This is a genomic window from Streptomyces camponoticapitis (assembly GCF_014646115.1).
Classification (GTDB): Bacteria; Actinomycetota; Actinomycetes; order Streptomycetales; family Streptomycetaceae; genus Streptomyces; species Streptomyces camponoticapitis.
Window position 1 is genome coordinate 372711 of sequence record NZ_BMMV01000005.1, and the last position, 21031, is coordinate 393741.

The following is a 21031-nucleotide window of genomic DNA, read 5'->3' on the forward strand; positions in this document are numbered from 1 at the left end:
GCTCCGTAGACTGGTCCCGTGAGCGAGCACCAGCCCGACCAGCCTGACCAGCCCGGCGAGTACGACGACGACTTCGACGACATCGTCCACGCCGAGACCACCCGCGACCCCGACCTGGCCGTGATCGAGGCCGGAAGCCGTACGCTGCGCGCCCGGACGGGCGCCCCGCAGAGCGACGGCGTCCCGTCCCGGCCCGCCGACCCGGAGGTCGACAAGGCGCTGCGCGCCGTCGAGCAGGAGCTGGCCGGCCGCTGGGGCGAGACCAAGCTGGAGCCTTCGGTCACCCGCATCGAGGCGCTGATGAACGTGCTCGGCGACCCCCAGCGGGCGTATCCGTCGATCCACATCACCGGCACCAACGGCAAGACGTCCACGGCCCGCATGATCGAGGCGCTGCTCGGCGCCTTCGACCTGCGCACCGGCCGCTACACCAGCCCGCACGTCTCCTCCGTCACCGAGCGGATCAGCCTCGACGGCGAGCCGATCTCCGCGGAGCGGTTCATCGAGACGTACGAGGACATCAAGCCGTACGTCGACATGGTGGACGGCTCGCAGGACTACCGGCTCTCCTTCTTCGAGGTGCTCACCGGTATGGCGTACGCGGCCTTCGCGGACGCCCCGGTGGACGCGGCGGTCGTCGAGGTCGGCATGGGCGGGAGCTGGGACGCGACGAACGTCATCGACGCCTCCGTCGCCGTCGTCACCCCCATCGACCTGGACCACACCGACAGGCTGGGCTCCACGCCGGGCGAGATCGCCGTGGAGAAGGCCGGGATCATCAAGCAGGGCGCCACGGTCGTCCTGGCGCAGCAGCCGGTGGACGCGTCTCAGGTGATGCTGAAGAGGTCCGTCGACGTGGACGCGACGGTGGCCCGCGAGGGCATCGAGTTCGGCGTCGTCTCCCGCGAGGTCGCGGTCGGCGGCCAGATGCTGACGCTGCGGGGCCTGGGCGGCGAGTACGAGCAGATCTTCCTCCCGCTGTACGGCGCGCATCAGGCGCACAACGCCGCGGTGGCCCTGGCGGCGGTCGAGGCGTTCTTCGGGATCGGCGCGGAACAGGCCCGGCCCATGGACCTGGACACGGTGCGCTCGGCGTTCGCCTCCGTGGTCTCGCCGGGCCGGCTGGAGGTCGTACGGCGCTCGCCGACGGTGGTCCTGGACGCGGCGCACAATCCGGCGGGCGCGCGGGCCGTGGCGTCGGCCGTCGGTGAGTCGTTCGGCTTCAGCAGACTGATCGGGGTCGTCGGTGCCAGCGCCGGCAAGGATGTCCGGGGGTTCCTCGAAGCCCTGGAGCCGGTCTTCGCGGAGATCGTCGTCACGGAGAACTCCAGCGACCGGGCGATGAGCGCGGACGATCTGGCGACCGTCGCGGTGGAACTGTTCGGCGACGACCGTGTGCAGGTCGAGCCGCGGCTCGACGACGCGCTGGAGGCGGCGATCACGCTCGCCGAGGAGGAAGAGGAGTACGCGGGCGCCGGGGTGCTGGTGACCGGTTCGGTGATCACGGTCGGCGAGGCCCGGCTGCTTCTGGGAAGGGGCTAATCGCATGCGTACGCTCTGCGCGTCGACGCTGATCGGCGAGTTCTTCGTGATCGGCTTCGCCGGGCTCGTCGCCATGAAGTCCGACGACCTGTCGATGGCCACCGTGTGGACGGTCTGCGGCATCGCGATGCTGCTGTCCCTGCTGCTGTGCGGAGTGATCACCAGGCCGGGCGGGGTCCAGCTCGGCTGGGCGTTCCAGGTCGCGCTGGTCGCGGGCGGTTTCATCGTGCCGGTGATGTTCTTCCTCGGGGTGCTCTTCGGCGCGCTGTGGTGGGCCTCGGTGCACTTCGGACGCAAGATCGACACGGCGAAGGCGCGATGGGCCGAGCAGGCCGCCGCGCAGACGTCGGCGGAGCCGGGGACCTAGGGGCGTGCCGTACCCGGACCGGGTACGGCTCGCCCCACGCGCACCTGTAGCCTCACACCACTTCACCCGTTTGCCAGCAGCGAATGCCCACAAGGAGCCGCACACCATGACCCAGCGCACTCTCGTCCTCCTCAAGCCGGACGCCGTCCGTCGCGCTTTGGTGGGAGAGATCATCGGCCGCATCGAGCGCAAGGCCGGCTGGAGCATCACCGCGCTGGAGCTGCGTACGCTCGACGAGGGCACGCTGGAGCAGCACTACGGGGAGCACAAGGGCCGTCCGTTCTACGAGCCGCTGATCGAGTTCATGGCGTCGGGTCCGGTCGTCGCGCTGGTCGTCGAGGGCGAGCGCGTCATCGAGGGCGTACGCGCCCTGGCGGGTCCCACTGACCCGATCGCCGCAGCACCGGGGTCCATTCGGGGGGACTTCGGCACGATTGTCCGGGAGAACCTCATCCACGCCTCGGACTCCGAGGAGTCCGCCATTCGGGAACTGAAACTTTTCTTTCCCGAGCACTGAAAGACACCCCTTACCCTGGTCTTTTCTGATCAGATGTCAGCCAGACAGCGCTGAGGGCGCCTGCGGCGACCGACGGAATTCGGCCACCCCCGGCATATGCGGAGCCAGATCGGGAACGCATGGCTGCGACACCTCGTCACCTCTATTAGAGGTGGATCAACAGGTAGATCTACCGCGCCGCTTCAGTACGGGCGGCACTACGATGGAAGCCTCCACGCCACAGCATCCACCTCGCCATCCTGAAAAGCCGTCAATGCTCGATTTGGGAAGGCCAGACGCATCCTCATGGGGAACAAGATGTCGTTCATCGGCCGTGACATGGCTGTCGACCTCGGGACCGCCAACACGCTGGTGTACGTCAGGGGTCGGGGGATCGTGCTCAACGAGCCGTCCGTCGTCGCCATCAACACCAACACGGGCGGCATCCTCGCGGTCGGCGCCGAAGCGAAGAAGATGATCGGCCGGACACCGGGCAACATCGTTGCCGTCCGGCCACTGAAGGACGGCGTGATCGCCGACTTCGAGATCACCGAACGCATGTTGCGCTACTTCATTCTCAAGATCCACAAGCGTCGCTATCTGGCCCGCCCGCGGGTCGTCGTCTGTGTGCCCTCCGGCATCACGGGAGTCGAGCGACGCGCCGTCATCGAGGCGTCCACCCAGGCGGGCGCCCGTCAGGTGCACATCATCGAAGAGCCCATGGCCGCCGCCATCGGCTCGGGTCTTCCCGTCCATGAGGCGACCGGCAACATGGTCGTGGACATCGGCGGCGGCACCACAGAGGTCGCGGTGATCTCGCTCGGCGGAATCGTTACGGCTCAGTCGATCCGGGTCGCCGGCGACGAGTTGGACAACGCGATCATCCAGCACATCAAGAAGGAGTACTCGCTCCTCCTCGGTGAGCGCACCGCCGAACAGATCAAGATCACCATCGGTTCGGCCTACGACCTCGACAAGGACGAGCACACCGAGATCCGCGGCCGCGACCTGGTGTCGGGGCTGCCGAAGACCGTCGTCATCTCGGCCGCCGAGGTCCGCAAGGCCATCGAGGAGCCGGTCAACGCCATCGTCGACGCGGTGAAGACCACGCTCGACAAGTGCCCGCCGGAGCTCTCCGGCGACGTGATGGACCGCGGCATCGTCCTCACCGGCGGCGGCGCCCTGCTGCGCGGCCTCGACGAGCGGCTGCGCCGTGAGACCGGCATGCCCATCCACATCGCCGAGGACCCGCTGGATTCGGTGGCTCTCGGCTCCGGCAAGTGCGTCGAGGAGTTCGAAGCCCTTCAGCAGGTGCTCGACGCCTCGCCGCGCAGATGACGTATCGCCGACCGACCGCCCACTGACCGACCGACGAACGACCCGCCCGACCGCGCCGCCGGGATACATCCGACTCCGCGCAGATCATGAAAAGGGCGAATACCCCCCGGGCCCAACAGGCCCGGGGGACACCCCATATGGAACGCTGACGTCCTCGCCGGTGGATCGTTGATATACAGACAAGACCAATCCGATGCGCCAATTGAGACGAATCCCTTACGGGGGATTCCGTCGATTCGCACGAAAATATCCGACGAGGCATTCCAACGAGGAAGGCACGGCCGCCGCACGTGAGGGACACACGAGAGAGCCGGCTGCTCCTGGTGCTGCTGATCGCCATCGCGTTCGCACTGATCACGGTGGATATCCGCGGGGGAGAGGCGTCACCCGTCGACGGTGCCCGGGGAGCCGCGGCCTCGGTCTTCGGACCCGTCCAGGAGGGGGTCTCCAAGGCCGTCGACCCGGTCGGCAACGCCATCGGGGCCGTACGGGACTCCGGTGAGCGGCACGACCGCGTCAGTCTTCTGGAGCGGGAGAACGCGGCACTCAAGCAGCGGCTCGGCAGCGACGACCGCAACCGCAGCCGCGTGAAGGAGCTGGACAAGCTCCTGAAGACCGCCGGCGCCGGCCAGTACGGCATCAAGGCCGCCGAGGTCATCGCCATAGGAGCGGCCCAGGGCTTCTCCTGGACCGTGACCATCGACGCGGGCGCCGCCGACGGCCTCAAGCGCGACATGACCGTACTGAACGGGGACGGGCTCGTCGGCCGTATCACCACCGTGGGCCCCGGCACCGCGACCGTACTCCTCGCCAACGACCCGGACTTCACCGTCGGCACCCGGATGGAGAACTCCGACGAGCTCGGCTTCGCCACCGGTCAGGGCGACCAGCCCTTCAACGTGCAGCTCCTCAACGGCAAGGCCAAGGTGAAGAGCGGCGACCGGCTGGTCACCTTCGGATCCAGCAAGGACCGGCCCTTCGTCCCCGGAGTGCCGGTCGGTCAGGTCGTACGCGTCGACCCCTCCGGCGGCGACCTCACGCGCGACATCTTCGTCCGCCCGTACGTCGGCTTCACCAAGCTCGACATCGTCGGCGTCGTCGTCCAGGCACCCCGCGAGGACCCGCGCGACATGGTCCTGCCGAAGAAGCCCGCCAAGCCCAAGCCCACCCCGACCGTCACTGTCACGGCCACCCCGTCGCCCAACGGCCAGCAAGTGCCGGGCGACGGTCAGGTCAACGAGCAGGAGTAGAGCTGATCCCCATGCGCTTCAACCGGATGCTGCTCTCCGTCACCCTGGTCGTGGTCGCGCTGGTCGTCCAGGTGTCCGTACTCGCCCGGCTCCAACTCCCCGGAGCCGTACCCGATCTGCTGCTCCTCGTCGTCGTCGCGCTCGCCCTGGTCTACGGCCACACCAGCGGCGCGCTCATCGGCTTCGGCGCCGGACTCCTCGCCGACATCGCCCCGCCCGCCGACCACGCCGCGGGACGGTACGCACTGGTGCTCTGCGTGATCGGCTATCTCGCCGGACTCGCCAAGCCCGACCACGGCCAACCGCGCACCGCGCTGGGCCCGATGGTCGTGGTGGTCGGCGCCGCCGTCACCACCACGCTGCTGTACGCGGGGGTCGGCGCCCTCGTCGGTGACACCGCCGCCCGCCATGTCGGCCTCACCAACCTGGTCGTCACGTCGGCCATCTACGACCTGCTGCTCGCACCGTTCACCGTTCCGCTGATCATGGCACTGGCCAGACGCGCGGAGAACGACCCGCTCGCCGACAAGTCGAGCGGCGGCAGTGACGTCGCCTCCGGCTGGCTGGCGGCGGGGACCGGACTGAAGATCGGGAACCAGCGCGGGGGGCTGCGCATGAAGACGGCGAGGTCGCGCGCGGCCCGTGCCGGACGGATCAAGGGGGTCAAACGACTGTGAGCAACATTCCGGAGACCGGACGGACGCCCAGGGTCCAGATCCGGCTCGTCGTCATCCAGATCCTTGTCTTCTCGCTCCTGCTCACCCTCGGCGGACGGCTCTGGTACCTCCAGGTCCGCAACGGCGCGGAGTACACGGACGAGGCCAAGAACAACCATGTGCAGCAGGTCGTCCAGCCCGCCGTCCGCGGCTCGATCCTCGACTCGCAGGGCGTGCCGCTCGCCGACAACGAGACCCGGCTCGTCGTCTCCGCCAGCCGCACCGAACTGATGAAGATGCAGGACAAGGGGAAGGCCGTCCTCATCCGCCTCGCCGGCGTCCTCGGCATGACGCCCAAGGAGGTCGGGGACAAGGTCAGGCTCTGCGACAACAAGACGCCGCAGCCCTGCTGGAACGGTTCGCCGTACCAGCCCATCCCCGTCACCGACGAGGCCAACACCCAGCAGGCCCTCCAGATCCGCGAGCGCGCCGAGGACTTCCCCGGCATCACCGCCGAACCGACCGCCGTGCGCCGCTACGCCGCGCCGGGCAAGGCCAACACGGCCCAGGTGCTCGGCTATCTCTCGCCGGTCACCGACGAGGAGATCACCGAGGCGCAGGACACCGACTCGCCGTTCCTCCGCTCCGACCAGGTCGGCCGCTCCGGTCTGGAGCGCACGTACGACAAGTACCTGCGCGGAGACGCGGGTGTCACCCGCTACGAGGTCGACAACCTCGGCCGGGTCATCGGTCAGGCCAAGAGCGACCAGGCCGAGCCGGGCTCCAACATCATCACCTCCATCGACGCGCGCGTGCAGGCGGTCGCGGAGTACGAGCTCAGCGAGGCGATGAAGGCCGCGCGCAAGGAGCACGACCGCAACACCAACCAGAACTACAAGGCCGACGCGGGCGCCGTGGTGGTGCTGGAGTCCAAGACCGGCCGGGTCGTCTCCATGGCGTCCCAGCCGACGTACGACCCCAACGCCTGGGTCGGCGGGATCTCCGCGAAGGACTACGCCAAGCTCACCAGCAAGAAGTCCAACTTCCCGCTGCTGAACCGGGGGATCCAGTCGCAGGCGGCCCCCGGCTCGATCTTCAAGGTCATCTCCTCGACGGCGGCGGTCAAGGCCGGTTACGACTTCGACGGCAGCTACCCGTGCCCCAGTTCGTACTCCATCGGCAGCCAGGTCTTCAAGAACTTCGAGTCCCAGGGCTACGGCAGCATCGACCTCGGGCGCGCGCTGGAGGTCTCCTGCGACACCGTCTTCTACGGTCTCGCGCACAAGGAGTGGCAGAAGGACGGCGGCAACAAGCCCAAGAAGGGCGCCAACGACTACTTCTACAAGACCGCCAAGGAGTTCGGCCTCGCCAAGGAGACCGGCATCGACCTCCCCAACGAGGTCGCCGGCCGTATCCCGGACCGCCAGTGGAAGCAGAACTTCTGGGAGGCCAACAAGGCCGGCTGGTGCAAGCAGGGCAAGAAGGGCGGCACGTACGTCGAGCAACTCGCGTACGAGGGCTGCCTCGAAGGCAACCAGATGCGCGCCGGTGACGCGGTCAACTACTCGATCGGCCAGGGCGACACGCTCGTCACCCCGATCCAGATGGCCACGATCTACGCGGCGATCGCCAACGGCGGCACGATGTACGACCCGAGCGTCGGCAAGGCGATCGTCAGCCCCGACGGCAAGAAGGTCACGGAGATCAAGCCCAAGTCGCACGGCAAGCTGCCGGTCGACGACAAGCTCCGCGACCAGCTGGACAAGGCCCTCGCGGGAGTGGCGACCACCGGTTCGGCCGCCTGGCGGTTCGGCGGCTGGCCGCAGGACAAGATCCCGATGCACGCCAAGACGGGTACGGCCGAGGTCTACGGCAAGCAGACGACCTCCTGGTTCGCCTCGTACACCAAGGACTACACGATCGTCATGACGATCTCCCAGGGTGGTACGGGCTCCGGAGCCTCGGGTCCCGCCGTGCGCAAGATCTACGAGGCGATGTACGGCCTCGACGCCAAGGGCGGCCAGAACCTCAAGAAGGCCCTGATGCCCAAGCCGCGCAAGGCACTGCCCAGGATCGAGCCTGACGGCACGATCGACGCGCCGACCATCAAGCCGTTCGTACCGGACAAGAGGCCGCTGGACGGCAACGAGATCGCGCCGGCCGGGGACAACAACGGCCTGGTGCCGCAGGCCCCGGGCGACACGGGCCAGGCACCGGGCACCGGACAGGCCCCCGGCGACACCGGGCAGGCGCCCGACGCGGGCCAGGCACCGGACAACGGCCAGGAGCCCGACGCCGGGCAGCCACCGGCGGGTCCCGGGCGGTCACCGAACGACAACGGACAGCTCGCGGGCGCACCCGCGCGGAGGGACTGACGCATGGCCGGCACGAGCGGCTTCTCCGTCTCCGGATACGGTCCCGAGCGCGGGCTGTGGGCCACGATCGCGGCCCGCGACTCCCTGGCGCGCAGGCTGGACTGGCCGCTGCTGTTCTCCGCGCTCGCGCTCTCGGCGGTCGGGTCGGTGCTCGTCTGGTCGGCGACCCGCAACCGTACGGATCTCAACTCGGGCGACCCGTACCACTTCCTCTTCCGCCACATACTGAACACGAGCATCGGGCTGGCCCTGATGATCGGCACGATCTGGCTCGGCCACCGCACCCTGCGCGGCGCGGTGCCGGTGCTCTACGGCATCTCCGTCGTCCTCGTGCTGCTGGTCCTCACCCCGCTCGGCGCCACCATCAACGGCGCGCACGCCTGGATCGTGCTCGGCGGCGGCTTCACCCTCCAGCCCTCGGAATTCGTGAAGATCACGATCATCCTGGGGATGGCGATGATGCTCGCGGCCAGAGTCGACGCCGGTGATCAGGTCCATCCGGACCACCGGACGGTCGCCAAGTCCCTCGGGCTCGCGGTCGTCCCGATCGTGATCGTCATGATGATGCCGGACCTCGGCTCGGTCATGGTCATGGCGGTGATAGTGCTCGGCGTCCTGCTCGCCTCCGGGGCGTCCAACCGGTGGATCTTCGGGCTCGTCGGCGCCGGTGTCGTGGGCGCCGTCGCGGTCGCCGCACTCGGCGTGCTCGACGAGTACCAGATCAACCGCTTCGCCGCCTTCGCCAACCCGGAGCTCGATCCGGCCGGCGTCGGTTACAACACCAACCAGGCGCGGATCGCGATCGGTTCGGGCGGGCTCACCGGCACCGGGCTCTTCAAGGGGTCCCAGACCACCGGGCAGTTCGTCCCCGAGCAGCAGACCGACTTCGTCTTCACGGTCGCCGGCGAGGAACTGGGCTTCGTCGGCGCCGGGCTGATCCTGCTGCTGCTCGGTGTGGTGCTGTGGCGCGCCTGCCGGATCGCCCGGGAGACGACCGAGCTGTACGGGACGGTCGTGGCGGCCGGGATCATCGCCTGGTTCGCCTTCCAGTCCTTCGAGAACGTCGGGATGACGCTCGGGATCATGCCCGTGGCGGGTCTGCCGCTGCCCTTCGTGTCGTACGGAGGCACGTCGATGTTCGCGGTCTGGATCGCGGTCGGCCTGCTTGAGTCGATCAGGGTCCAGCGGCCGATAACGGCTTGATCCGGCGGGTCGGTGTCGCAGGGGCTGCCACTCGGCGGCCCCTGCGACTACGTTTGTGAAGATGGTGGACACAAAGCGAGAGATCGAGCGTAAGTACGAACTCCCGACGCCGCCGGAGGCCGGCGGCAGCGGCTCGGAACCACGTGGCCGTTCGCTCCTGCCGGATCTCACCAAGGTGCCGGCGGTCTCAGCCGTCACCGTGCGGGGCGTCACCGAGCTGGACGCCGTCTACTACGACACCCCTGACCTGCGGCTGATCGCCGACACCCTGACGCTCCGTCGCCGCACCGGCGGCGACGACGCGGGATGGCACCTGAAGTTCCCCGTCGGCGACGGTGTCCGCGACGAGCTCCAGGCGCCGCTCTCCGACACCCTCCCCGACGAGCTCGCCTCGCTGGTGCGCTCGCGGGTGCGCGGCGCGGAGCTGGCCCCCGTCGTACGGCTGCGGACCTCGCGCGACATCAGCCTGCTGGTCGACGAGGCCGGCCGGACACTCGCCGAAGTGGCCGTGGACACCGTCCGCGCCGAACGCCTGTCCGCCGGGGGCGGCAGCGCCGACTGGACCGAGGTCGAGGTGGAGCTGGCCGACGACGGCGATCCGGCGCTGCTCGACGCCGTGGCGAAGGTCTTCCGCAAGGCGGGAGTGCGCCCGGCGTCGGCCAAGTCGAAGCTCGCCAGGGCCCTCGCCGACACCGCGCCCCTCGACACCGCGCCCGCCGGCACCGCGCCCCGGGGGAAGGCGGACCGGAGGCCGGGCAGGCCCGCCCGCGCGACCGTGCGCACGCCGGTCACCGCCGGGGACCACGTCCTGGCCTATCTGCGCGAGCAGGCCGACGCGATCATCTCGTACGACCCCGCCGTCCGCCGTGACCTGCCGGACTCGGTGCACCAGCTGCGGGTGGCCACCCGCCGGATGCGCTCCGCGTTCCGTACGTACAAGAAGGTGCTCGACCGGGACGCCACCCGGCCCATCGGCGCCGAGCTGAAGTGGCTCGCGGGCGAGCTGGGCGTCGACCGCGACCAGGAGGTCCTCGCCGAGCGGCTCATCGAACGCGTGGACGCCCACGACACGACCCTGCTGCTCGGCCCTGTGCACGCCCGGCTCCAGATCTGGGACGCCGAGGGCCGCACCGACGCACGGGCCAAGACCCTCGGCGTACTCGACAGCGCGCGCTACCTGCGCCTGCTGGACTCCGTGGAGGCACTGCTCGCCGACCCGCCGCTGCTCGCGAACCGCGCGGAGAGGAAACCCGTCAAGGTACTGCCCCGGGCGATCGTCAAGGACTACGAACGGCTCGCGGGCCGCGTCGAGCACGCGCTCGCGCTCACACCGGGGGAGGAGCGCGACCTGGCGCTGCACGACGCCCGTAAGGCCGCCAAGCGCGCGCGGTACGCCGCCGACGCGGCCGAGCCCGCCCTCGGCAAGCCCGCCAAGCGCTTCTCCAAGCGGATGAAGGCCGTGCAGAGCGTGCTCGGCGACCACCAGGACAGCGTGGTGGCCCGCGACGCCCTGCGCGACCTCGCGATCCAGGCCCACACGGCCGGGGAGTCCGCCTTCACCTGGGGACTGCTGTACGGCGAGGAGGAGGCACGGGCGGCCGACCGGGAGCGCGAACTGCCGCGGATCTGGCGGAAGTCGGCGAAGCGGAAGCTGCGGACGGCACTGACGAACTGAGCGCGGGGCCACCGCTCGGGCCGGAGCGGGCACTCGGGCGGTGAGGGGCGGGTGGCGCTCGGGGTAGCCTGAATGGTCACCCCGTCAGCCCACGAAAGTCGCCGTGATGTCTGCTGTTGAGTCGGTCTTCCCACAGCTCGAAGCTCTGCTCCCGCATGTGCAGAAGCCGATCCAATACGTCGGCGGTGAACTCAACTCCACCGTCAAGGACTGGGACGAGTGCGACGTCCGCTGGGCGCTGATGTACCCCGACGCGTACGAGGTCGGACTGCCCAACCAGGGCGTCATGATCCTCTACGAGGTCCTCAACGAGCGCGAGGGCGTGCTCGCGGAGCGTACGTACAGCGTCTGGCCCGACCTCGAAGCGCTGATGCGTGAGCACCACGTCCCGCAGTTCACCGTGGACGCGCACCGCCCCGTCTCCGCCTTCGACGTGTTCGGGCTCTCCTTCTCCACCGAGCTCGGCTACACCAACATGCTCACGGCGCTCGACCTGGCCGGGATCCCGCTCAACGCGGCGGACCGCACCGTCGACCACCCGATCGTGCTGGCGGGCGGGCACGCGGCGTTCAACCCCGAGCCGATCGCCGAGTTCATCGACTGCGCCGTCATCGGCGACGGCGAGCAGGCCGTCCTGCAGATCACCGAGATCATCCGGGCCTGGAAGGCCGAGGGCCGGACCGGTGGGCGCGAGGAACTGCTGCTGCGGCTTGCGAAGACCGGCGGGGTGTACGTCCCCGGCTTCTACGACGTCGAGTACCTGCCGGACGGCCGTATCGCACGTACCGTCCCCAACAGGTCCGGAGTCCCGTGGCGGGTCTCCAAGCACACCGTGATGGACCTGGACGAGTGGCCGTACCCGAAGCAGCCCCTGGTGCCGCTGGCCGAGACCGTGCACGAGCGGATGTCCGTCGAGATCTTCCGCGGCTGTACGCGCGGCTGCCGCTTCTGCCAGGCCGGCATGATCACCCGGCCCGTCCGGGAGCGCAGCATCACCGGCATCGGCGAGATGGTCGAGAAGGGCCTCAAGGCGACGGGCTTCGAGGAGGTCGGGCTGCTGTCGCTCTCCTCCGCCGACCACAGCGAGATCGCGGACGTCGCCAAGGGCCTCGCCGACCGGTACGAGGAGGAGAAGATCGGCCTCTCCCTCCCGTCCACCCGCGTCGACGCCTTCAACGTCGACCTCGCCAACGAACTCACCCGCAACGGCCGCCGCTCCGGCCTCACCTTCGCCCCCGAGGGCGGCTCCGAGCGGCTGCGCAAGGTCATCAACAAGATGGTCTCGGAGGAGGACCTGATCCGTACGGTCTCCACCGCGTACGGCAACGGCTGGCGCCAGGTGAAGCTCTACTTCATGTGCGGGCTGCCGACCGAGACCGACGAGGACGTCCTGCAGATCGGCGACATGGCGGTCAAGGTCATCGCCGAGGGCCGCAAGGTCTCCGGCCAGAACGACATCCGCTGCACCGTCTCCATCGGCGGGTTCGTGCCCAAGCCGCACACCCCGTTCCAGTGGGCGCCGCAGCTGAGCGTCGAGGAGACCGACGAGCGGCTGCTGAAGCTCCGCGACAAGATCCGCGCGGACAAGAAGTACGGCCGCTCGATCGGCTTCCGCTACCACGACGGCAAGCCGGGCATCGTCGAGGGCCTGCTCTCGCGCGGCGACCGCCGGGTGGGCGCGGTGATCCGCGCGGTCTACGAGGACGGCGGCCGGTTCGACGGCTGGCGCGAGCACTTCAGCTACGACCGCTGGATGGCGAGCGCCGAGAAGACGCTGCCCGAGTTCGGCCTGGACGTCGACTGGTACACCACCCGCGAGCGCACCTACGAGGAGGTCCTGCCCTGGGACCACCTGGACTCCGGTCTCGACAAGGACTGGCTCTGGGAGGACTGGCAGGACGCGCTCGACGAGACCGAGGTCGAGGACTGCCGCTGGACGCCGTGCTTCGACTGCGGGGTGTGCCCCCAGCTCGACCTCGACATCCAGATCGGCCCGACGGGCAAGAAGCTGCTGCCGCTGTCGGTGGCGCAGCCGGCCGCTCAGGGGAAGTAGACGCCCGAAGCTGCCTCCGGCTGTCGGACCGGAGGCAGCTGGCTGGGGGTGGCCCGGGGGGGCCTACGGCTGGGGGGTCAGCCGACGTTCAGTGCGTTCAGCAGGGCCGACGTGACGTGGTCGGCCGCGTTCCGGTGGCCCTTGGCGTTTGGGTGGACGAAGGCCGTCTGGTCCGGGAACCGCGTGAAGATGCCCTCCACCCACCTGCCCGCGTCGCAGACGCTGTGGTTCCGCGAGGAGTCGTAGAGGTTGACGAAGGACGCGTCGTGGTCGCCGGCGGACTTCTCCACGACCTTGTTGAGGGGCTCCAGCACGTCGTCGCGGAGCCAGTCCAGGTCGCCCGGGGTGATCGAGGCGAACTGCTCCCAGTCGTTGTACCGGCACTTGGACGTGTCGTCGGGGACGATCGTCGGATAGCCGACGGTCACGATCCTGGCGTGCGGGGCCCTCTCCTGGAGGGTGGCGAGCATCTCGTCGTACTTCTGACTCACCTGGGTCAGCCGTTCGGGGACGTTGTCGGCGAGGTCGTCCCGGCACGGTGTGCCCACGCCACCGGTGCCCGAGCCCAGTTGGAGACAGGTGAAGAGAATGTCGCCGAAGCCGAGGCTGTTCCCGCCCACGCCGACGGTGATCACATCGGTCCCGGGACTGACTGCCTCGGACTGGGGCGGCACCGGGGGGAACGGGTAGTCCGGGTCCTCGGAGAAGGGCGGCAGATGGCGCCCGATCGGTTCCTGGGCGTTGAAGGTGATGTCGTCGATCGTGGCGGCCCCGCAGCTGACGTTGGTCAGCTCGATGAGCGGCCCGAGATCGCGGTCGATGACCTGCGGGTAGGACTGGTCGGTGCGCTCGCAGCCGTCACGGGGGACTTCGAAGGTCTCGCCCGCGGCCTGAATCACCCCGGCGGTGTACGAGTCTCCCAGGGCTACCCACTCGTACGCCGCCGCCGCTGTCGCCGGGGCGGCTCCCGCGAGTTGCGTGGGCACGAGGGCACCCGCGACGAGAGCGGCGGTCGAGCCCAGCAGTGTCAGGCGCTTGCGGATACGGATCACGAATCCTCCATGTGTACGGCGTTGGTGCCGCCATGAACGTACGGAGTCCGTGACCCACAGCACTAGATCCATTACGGACAGTCACGCGTGATCGCGAGAAGCTACTTTCGAGCGGTTTGTTTCGGTGTGCTGATGATTCGCATGCGGCAACTGACAGGCGCCTGGCGGTATGTGCGCGACACGAGGCAGACCCTTGATCAACTGTGCCGGTCCCGGCTCGGTGCGCGGCTCTGGGCCACTGTCCTGTTCTCGATCTTGAGGTCCCCCGTCCGGATCTCGAATCGGGTACGAACGCGGCCCGTGCCGCCGATCCGGGATCCGGGCAGGCGCCGGTCGCGTCATCTGAGGCATGGATCTGGACAAGACACCGGACGGGCCGCGGACACCCGAGCGATTCGAGCCGGGTGAGGGCTGTCTGACCACGGCGATCCGGATTCCGGTCCGGATCGTGGTGCTCGTTCTCGTCGTCCCGGTGCGGCTGGTCTGGGATCTGCTCGCCGTCGGCGCGAGGGCCGTCCACCGCTCGGTGCTGAGGCCGCTCGGGCGGGGGATCGCGGTGGCCTGCTCGTGGGTGTACGAGACGTTGCTCGCCCCGGTCGGACGGGCCCTGGCCGTGGCGCTGGTGTGGCTCGGCAAGGCGTTGTTCGTCTGGCCGTGGGTGGCGCTGTGGCGGTATGTACTGGCGCCCGTGGGGCGGTACGGCCTCGTGGTGCCGGTGGTGTGGCTGTACGAGAGCGTCCTCACCCCCATCGGGCATGGCATCGCCTTCGTCTGCTCCTGGGTGTACGAGACGTTGCTCACGCCGACCGGGCATGTGCTGGGCGCCGTGCTGGTGTTCCTGGGCAAGGCGTTGTTCGTCTGGCCGTGGGTGGCGCTGTGGCGGTATGTGCTGGTGCCGGTGGTGCGCTACGGCCTCGTGGTGCCCGTGGGGTGGCTCTACCGGACGGTTCTCACCCCGATCGGCCACGGCACCGTCTGGCTGCTCACCGGCATCGGCAAGGGCATCGCGCTGGCCGCCGTCGGTGTCTGGACGGCGCTCGTGTGGCTCGTCGTCACCCTGCTGGTCACCCCGGTCAGCTGGTTCTACCGCGCGGTCCTCACCCCCGTCGGCCGCGAGATCGTCGACGCCATCGGCGTCGCCTGGCGGATCGCCGGACAGATCTCGCGCGCGATCGGCCGGGGGCTGAGATGGCTGGCCTGGGTCCTGGTCGGGCAGCCGGCCGGCTGGTTCTACCGCGCCGCCTGCACGCCCGTCGGGCACGCGGTGCGCGACTACGTCTGGGCGCCGGCCAAGAAGGCCGCCGTCGAGACCGGCCGGGCGGTCAGGAGTGCGCTGCGCTCCGCGGGGCAGACGGTCAGGCAGGCCCGCCGCGACGCCTGGCGCGCTCTGGTCGGGTCTCCGCGCCCGGCCGAGCCTGTGGAGGCGTCGCTCGACGGGGCGCGTACGCTGGGAAGTACAACAACCGTCCCCGGCGCGGTACCCGCACCCGAGATCTCCCTGCGCAAGCAGGTGTGAGCCGGGTTTCCGGGGCCGACCGCCCGGTCGGCCGCGCGTCCGAGGGTGTGCGCCACAGCGCGCACCCCGCACCGAGGAGAAGAACCACTGGGCAAGCGACAGCCCGAAGGCCCCCCGCCCGCGCCGGCGGTGCAGCGCATCCGACTGCGTTACACCAAGCGTGGCCGCCTCCGGTTCACCAGCCACCGCGATTTCCAGCGCGCCTTCGAGCGGGCACTGCGCCGCGCCGACGTCCCCATGGCGTACTCGGCGGGCTTCACCCCGCACCCCAAGGTCTCCTACGCCAATGCCGCACCCACCGGCACGGGCAGCGAGGCCGAATATCTGGAGATCGCCCTCGCGGCGCCGCGCGACCCCCACACACTGCGCGATCTGCTCGACGACTCACTGCCCACCGGGCTCGACATCATCGACGCCGTCGAGGCCCGTACCTCGGGACTCGCCGACCGGCTCACCGCCTCCGAGTGGGAGCTGCGGCTCGACGGGGTGGAGTACGAAGAGGCCGAGCGCGCGGTGGCCGCCTTCCTGGCCGCCGAGGTGGTGGAGGTCGAACGGCGTGCGAAGAACGGCATGCGGACCTTCGACGCCCGGGAGCCCGTCGTCGGCCTGCGGACACTTCCTCCACAGGCCGATAGGCCGCAGGGCGAGCGCTGTGCGATACTGCGGCTGGTTGTTCGGCACGTGACACCCGCCGTTCGACCCGACGACGTCCTTTCCGGTCTCCGAGCTGTGGCCGACCTGGCGCCGCCGGTCCCCGCAGCGGTGACCAGGCTGGCGCAGGGGCTCTTCGACGAGGAGTCCGGAACGGTGACCGACCCGCTCGCGCCCGACCGCGAGGCAGTCACGGCAGGCCCATCCACGGCCGCCGGACCCGCCGCCGCGAAGGCGCCTGAAGGTGCAGTTTCCGCCTAGGACGGTTGTTGTAGCGCAGCCCTTGGACTCGGGAGCCACCTGGGTCGGGCGGCGTGCCGACCACGAAGACTTTCGCCAGGCCGTACGTGCAACGCGTACGTACGGAACCGGCGACCCAGACATAACAGCTCCTGTGCGGCGCCCGCGCCCCGGACGGCGGCAATCGCGCCTTTGCGCGGGCCGCGGCCGGACCGGATCAGGCGTGGCGCCCGGGAGCGTGACGGGAGAACCGCCCGCATGTCCCAGAACGAACCGGGTACGACCCGGGAGACCGAAGAAGAACTGAACAGCCCCAGCGACACACTGCCGCCGCGCCGCAGGCGCCGCGCCGCGTCGCGTCCGGCGGGGCCGCCGTCCTCGGCGGCCGAGGCCGCCGAGGGGGCGAAGGCCACGGCGAACGTGACGGACGACCCGTCGGCCGCCGGAGCCGACAGCGGCACGGACGCGGTCAAGGCCGTAGCCGACGAGCCTGCTCCGCCGCGTGCCCGGCGTCGTGCGACCCGTAAGGTCGCGGCTCCCGCCGAGACCGCTCCCGAGCCGGTTGTCGAGCCCGTGGCCGAGGTGGCCGCCGAGCCCGCGCCCGTCGCCGAGCCGGTCGCCGAGGAGCCCGCTCCGCCCCGTACGCGCCGTCGCGCCACCCGCAAGGTCGCCGCTCCCGCCGAGACGGTCGCCGAGCCGGTGATCGAACCTGTTGTCGAGCCCGCTGCCGCGGAGGCCGTCGCCGAGCCTGTCGCCGTCGCCGACGAGCCTGCTCCGCCGCGTGCCCGGCGTCGTGCGACCCGTAAGGTCGCGGCTCCCGCCGAGACCGCTCCCGAGCCGGTTGTCGAGCCCGTGGCCGAGGTGGCCGCCGAGCCCGCGCCCGTCGCCGAGCCGGTCGCCGAGGAAGCGGCGCCGCCGCGCACCCGCCGCCGTGCGACCCGTAAGGTCGCCGCTCCCGCCGAGACGGTCGCCGACGCGGACGCCGAGGACGACGGGATCACGCAGGGCGAGACGCTCCCCGCGAACGCCGTCACCCAGATCACCGCCGACGAGGCACAGGTCGCGGCCGCCGAGAAGGCCGCCACCCGTGGCCGTTCGCGCCGCAGGTCCGGCGGTTCGCAGGAGGCCGCGGCCGAGCCCAAGGCGGAGCCGAAGGCCGAGTCCAGGGCAGCCAGGAAGGCCGAGCAGCGCAACGGCTCCGGGCCGTCCGCCGCGAAGGACACCGAGACCGAGGCGCCCGACCGGTCGCGTCGGCGCGCCACCCGGCCCGCCGTGGCGGTCTTCCAGGCGCCTGTCTTCGCCGAGCCGATGTTCCAGACCCCCGAGACGGCAGCCGCGATGGCCGCCGCCATCGACATCGAGGACGACGACGATCTCGACGAGATCGAGGAAGAGACGGTGGCCGAGGCGCCCGCGCCCGCCCCCGAGCCCTCGGGCCGTCGCCGTCGCCGTCGCCGCGGCGAGTCCGCGGAGCCGGCCGAGCACGCGCCCGCCCCGGCCTCCGCCCCCGAGCGGGACACCGACGACGAGCGCGACACCGAGCAGTCCGCCGAGGGTGACGAGGCCGACTCCGAGGCCGAGGACTCCGACGAGTTCGACCGTCCCTCGCGGCGCCGCCGCAGGGGCGGCCGTCGCCGTCGCCGCGGCGAGTCCGCCGAGGCCGACGAGCAGTCGGACGAGCACACCGACGACGAGGACGGCTCCGAGGCGAGCACCGGCGACACCGCGGACACCGCCGGCACCGCCGACTCCGACGAGCACGACGGCGACGACGACTCCGCCGGCCAGTCGGGCGGCGGAAGCAGCAGCAGCCGGCGGCGTCGCCGCAGGCGCCGTCGCAGCGCCGACGGTGGTTCCGACACCGAGAACAACGGTGTGGACGACCCGGAGCGCACGGTCGTCAAGGTCCGCGAGCCGCGCGAGCGCCGTACGAAGGAGACCGAGCCCGGTACGGGCGTGGACGAGGTCCAGTCCATCAAGGGCTCGACCCGTCTCGAAGCGAAGAAGCAGCGCCGCCGCGAGGGCCGCGAGCAGGGCCGCCGCCGCGTGCCGATCATCACCGAGGCGGAGTTCCTGGCGCGCCGCGAGGCCGTCGAGCGCGTGATGGTCGTCCGGCAGAACGGTGAGCGCACCCAGATCGGCGTTCTTGAGGACAACGTGCTCGTCGAGCACTACGTCAACAAGGAGCAGGCCACCAGCTACGTCGGCAACGTCTACCTGGGCAAGGTGCAGAACGTACTGCCGTCCATGGAGGCCGCGTTCGTCGACATCGGCAAGGGCCGCAACGCCGTCCTGTACGCCGGTGAGGTCAACTTCGAGGCGCTGGGCATGGCCAACGGCCCCCGCCGGATCGAGACCGCGCTCAAGTCCGGCCAGTCGGTCCTCGTCCAGGTGACGAAGGACCCGATCGGCCACAAGGGCGCGCGCCTCACCAGCCAGGTCTCGCTCCCCGGCCGTTACCTCGTGTACGTCCCCGAGGGCTCGATGACCGGCATCAGCCGCAAGCTCCCCGACACCGAGCGGGCGCGGCTGAAGACCATCCTGAAGAAGATCGTCCCCGAGGACGCGGGCGTCATCGTCCGTACCGCCGCCGAGGGCGCGAGCGAGGACGAGCTGCGCCGCGACGTCGAGCGCCTCCAGTCGCAGTGGGAGTCCATCCAGAAGAAGGCGAAGAGCGGCAACGCCCCGACCCTTCTCTACGGTGAGCCGGACATGACCGTCCGGGTCGTGCGCGACATCTTCAACGAGGACTTCACCAAGGTCATCGTCAGCGGCGACGAGGCGTGGCAGACCATCCACGGTTACGTGGAGCATGTGGCGCCCGACCTGGCCGACCGGCTGAACCGGTGGACCAGCGAGGTCGACGTCTTCGCCTCGTACCGGATCGACGAGCAGCTGATGAAGGCACTGGACCGCAAGGTCTGGCTGCCGAGCGGCGGGTCGCTGGTGATCGACAAGACCGAGGCCATGATCGTGGTCGACGTCAACACCGGGAAGTTCACCGGCCAGGGCGGCAATCTCGAAGAGACCGTCACCAGGAACAACCTGGAGGCGGCCGAGGAGATCGTGCGTCAGCTGCGGCTGCGCGACCTCGGCGGCATCGTCGTCATCGACTTCATCGACATGGTCCTCGAATCGAACCGGGACCTGGTGCTGCGGCGGCTGCTGGAGTGCCTGGGCCGGGACCGTACGAAGCACCAGGTCGCCGAGGTCACCTCGCTCGGCCTGGTCCAGATGACCCGTAAGCGGGTGGGCCAGGGCCTGCTGGAGTCGTTCTCCGAGACCTGCGTCCACTGCAACGGGCGTGGCGTGATCGTCCACATGGAGCAGCCGACCAGCTCCGGTGGCGGTGGCAACGCGGGCGGTGGCGGCAACGGCAAGCGCGCGAAGAAGCGCCGCGGCGGGTCCGGCGCGGACCACGACCAGAGCCATGACCACGAGCACGAGACGGCGGCCGATGTCCTGACGGATGCGGAGACCGAGTCCGAGGCCGAGGTGGCGGCGGAGGTCGCCGCCCCGGTCGCGCTGCCCGCGCCGGAGTTCGTGCCCGACGAGGAGCTGTACAGCAGCGTCGCGGAGGCCGAGACGGCCGCGCGTGGCGGGCGTTCGCGACGCCGGGCGTCGCGCAAGGCGTCGGCTCCGGCCGGTTCGCCGAGGTCGACGGAGCCCGAGCCGAAGGCCAGGGCCGAGGAGCCGGCGGAGGTGCCGGCCCCGGTCGCGTCGTCCGTGCCGGTGGCCGAGCCCGAGCCCGTCGTGGAGGAGGCCGCTCCGCAGGGCCGTACCCGTCGCAGGGCCACCCGGAAGGCGTCGGCTCCGGCCGGTTCGCCGCGGACGGCCGGACCGGACGAGGCGTCGGAGCAGACGGCCGAGGTCGTCGTCGAGCCGTCGGCGCCGCCCGTGGCGGCGGAGCCGGAGGCCGTACGGTCCCAGGGCTCCACCGACACGCCCGCCGGTGACGCGCAGGCGGGCGAGACGTCCGAGGCGGCGCCGCCGCGTGCCCGTCGCAGGGCGACCCGTAAGGCGTCGGCCCCGGCCGGTTCGCCGGCGGGCGCCGAGGACGCGGCCGTCGTCGTCGTGGATTCGGATTCGGCGGCGGAGACCACTCCGTCGGCCGAACCCACCGCGATCGACGCTCCGTCCGACGCTGGTCACGACGGCGAAGCGGATTCTTCGGCTCCGGCAAAGAAGACCGCTCGAAAGACCGCCAAGAAGACCACGGCCAAGAAGGCGGCCACGAAGAAGACGGCGGCAAAGAAGACCGCCGCCAAGAAGACCACCGCGAAGAAGACGACCTCGAAGTCCGCCGCCAAGAAGACATCGGCGGCCGAGCTCGAATCGGCGTCCGCCGTGTCGGTTCCCACGGATGGCTGAGCGGGTGAGCTGAACGTTTGGTGACCGCCGGTTGAACGGCCCGTGCCCCGCCCTGGGAATCCAGTGGCGGGGCACGGGTCTTTTGTTTCGGAGTTGATGCAGTTCGCGGTTAACAGCCCCGAAATTCTGTCGGAAATTCCTGATAATGTGACTGGCGGTCCCCGCCGACGACAGTCCCCGCCCGGAACCTGCGGTCGGGGACCGGCCCGTACAGGGACAGCTGTCCCACACATTCCTCGGCAGGGC

The 21031-nt window shown here is 70.2% G+C and carries 14 protein-coding genes; 13 read left to right on the forward strand and 1 reads right to left on the reverse strand.

Annotation, left to right across the window (positions count from 1 at the left end; all coding sequences use genetic code 11):
- Window positions 1–18 precede the first annotated feature (18 nt).
- The 10 genes from folC to IEY79_RS10740 all read left to right on the forward strand — a co-directional run bounded on the left by folC (window position 19) and on the right by IEY79_RS10740 (window position 12955).
- A complete protein-coding gene (gene folC, locus IEY79_RS10695; RefSeq protein WP_189107129.1) occupies window positions 19–1542 on the forward strand; it encodes a bifunctional tetrahydrofolate synthase/dihydrofolate synthase in 1524 nt (507 codons plus the stop codon).
- Window positions 1543–1546: 4 nt separating this feature from the next.
- Window positions 1547–1909: a DUF4233 domain-containing protein gene (locus tag IEY79_RS10700; RefSeq protein WP_189107130.1), complete on the forward strand. Its 363-nt coding sequence runs from the start codon at window positions 1547–1549 to the stop codon at window positions 1907–1909.
- Between the two features lie 106 nt (window positions 1910–2015).
- Window positions 2016–2426, forward strand: a complete 411-nt coding sequence (ndk, locus tag IEY79_RS10705) for a nucleoside-diphosphate kinase (protein WP_078077347.1) — start codon at window positions 2016–2018, stop codon at window positions 2424–2426.
- A 297-nt stretch (window positions 2427–2723) separates the two neighbouring features.
- The gene (locus IEY79_RS10710) at window positions 2724–3743 is read left to right on the forward strand and encodes a rod shape-determining protein (protein WP_031231655.1); all 1020 of its coding nucleotides are present in this window, start codon (window positions 2724–2726) and stop codon (window positions 3741–3743) included.
- Between the two features lie 290 nt (window positions 3744–4033).
- Window positions 4034–4993 (forward strand): rod shape-determining protein MreC, encoded by a 960-nt coding sequence (gene mreC, locus IEY79_RS10715; RefSeq protein ID WP_189107131.1) that lies wholly within the window; start codon window positions 4034–4036, stop codon window positions 4991–4993.
- An 11-nt stretch (window positions 4994–5004) separates the two neighbouring features.
- Window positions 5005–5670: a rod shape-determining protein MreD gene (mreD, locus tag IEY79_RS10720; protein ID WP_189107132.1), complete on the forward strand. Its 666-nt coding sequence runs from the start codon at window positions 5005–5007 to the stop codon at window positions 5668–5670.
- Window positions 5667–8024: a penicillin-binding protein 2 gene (mrdA, locus tag IEY79_RS10725; RefSeq protein ID WP_189107133.1), complete on the forward strand. Its 2358-nt coding sequence runs from the start codon at window positions 5667–5669 to the stop codon at window positions 8022–8024. The genes mreD and mrdA overlap by 4 nt, the downstream gene beginning before the upstream one ends.
- A 3-nt stretch (window positions 8025–8027) precedes the next feature.
- Entirely contained in the window at window positions 8028–9227 is a 1200-nt protein-coding gene (gene rodA / locus IEY79_RS10730; RefSeq protein WP_189107134.1) for a rod shape-determining protein RodA, read from the forward strand.
- Window positions 9228–9288: 61 nt separating this feature from the next.
- A complete protein-coding gene (locus IEY79_RS10735) occupies window positions 9289–10902 on the forward strand; it encodes a CYTH and CHAD domain-containing protein (protein WP_189107135.1) in 1614 nt (537 codons plus the stop codon).
- A gap of 106 nt (window positions 10903–11008) precedes the next feature.
- Entirely contained in the window at window positions 11009–12955 is a 1947-nt protein-coding gene (locus tag IEY79_RS10740) for a TIGR03960 family B12-binding radical SAM protein (protein WP_189107136.1), read from the forward strand.
- Between the two features lie 77 nt (window positions 12956–13032).
- On the opposite strand, the gene IEY79_RS10745 is transcribed toward IEY79_RS10740, so the two are convergent.
- Complete coding sequence (locus tag IEY79_RS10745; protein WP_189107137.1) at window positions 13033–14007, reverse strand: SGNH/GDSL hydrolase family protein; 975 nt, start codon at window positions 14005–14007, stop codon at window positions 13033–13035.
- Window positions 14008–14356: 349 nt separating this feature from the next.
- Here IEY79_RS10745 and IEY79_RS10750 point away from each other — a divergent pair, with 349 nt between their 5' ends.
- From IEY79_RS10750 to IEY79_RS10760, 3 genes are all read left to right on the forward strand, one after another.
- On the forward strand, window positions 14357–15523 hold the full coding sequence (locus IEY79_RS10750; protein WP_189107138.1) for a hypothetical protein: 1167 nt from the start codon (window positions 14357–14359) through the stop codon (window positions 15521–15523).
- Between the two features lie 129 nt (window positions 15524–15652).
- Window positions 15653–16435: a TIGR03936 family radical SAM-associated protein gene (locus IEY79_RS10755; protein ID WP_189107139.1), complete on the forward strand. Its 783-nt coding sequence runs from the start codon at window positions 15653–15655 to the stop codon at window positions 16433–16435.
- Window positions 16436–16672: 237 nt separating this feature from the next.
- Complete coding sequence (locus IEY79_RS10760) at window positions 16673–20785, forward strand: Rne/Rng family ribonuclease (RefSeq protein WP_189107140.1); 4113 nt, start codon at window positions 16673–16675, stop codon at window positions 20783–20785.
- The last annotated feature ends 246 nt before the right edge of the window (window positions 20786–21031 follow it).

What these genes read in the sequence shown, in the direction of transcription:
- IEY79_RS10700 (WP_189107130.1), top strand. Translation starts at nt 1,547, where the DNA reads ATGCGTACGCTCTGCGCGTCGACGCTGATCGGCGAGTTCTTCGTGATC.
- ndk (WP_078077347.1), top strand. Translation starts at nt 2,016, where the DNA reads ATGACCCAGCGCACTCTCGTCCTCCTCAAGCCGGACGCCGTCCGTCGC.
- IEY79_RS10710 (WP_031231655.1), top strand. Translation starts at nt 2,724, where the DNA reads ATGTCGTTCATCGGCCGTGACATGGCTGTCGACCTCGGGACCGCCAAC.
- mreD (WP_189107132.1), top strand. Translation starts at nt 5,005, where the DNA reads ATGCGCTTCAACCGGATGCTGCTCTCCGTCACCCTGGTCGTGGTCGCG.
- rodA (WP_189107134.1), top strand. Translation starts at nt 8,028, where the DNA reads ATGGCCGGCACGAGCGGCTTCTCCGTCTCCGGATACGGTCCCGAGCGC.
- IEY79_RS10735 (WP_189107135.1), top strand. Translation starts at nt 9,289, where the DNA reads ATGGTGGACACAAAGCGAGAGATCGAGCGTAAGTACGAACTCCCGACG.
- IEY79_RS10740 (WP_189107136.1), top strand. Translation starts at nt 11,009, where the DNA reads ATGTCTGCTGTTGAGTCGGTCTTCCCACAGCTCGAAGCTCTGCTCCCG.
- IEY79_RS10750 (WP_189107138.1), top strand. Translation starts at nt 14,357, where the DNA reads ATGGATCTGGACAAGACACCGGACGGGCCGCGGACACCCGAGCGATTC.
- IEY79_RS10760 (WP_189107140.1), top strand. Translation starts at nt 16,673, where the DNA reads ATGTCCCAGAACGAACCGGGTACGACCCGGGAGACCGAAGAAGAACTG.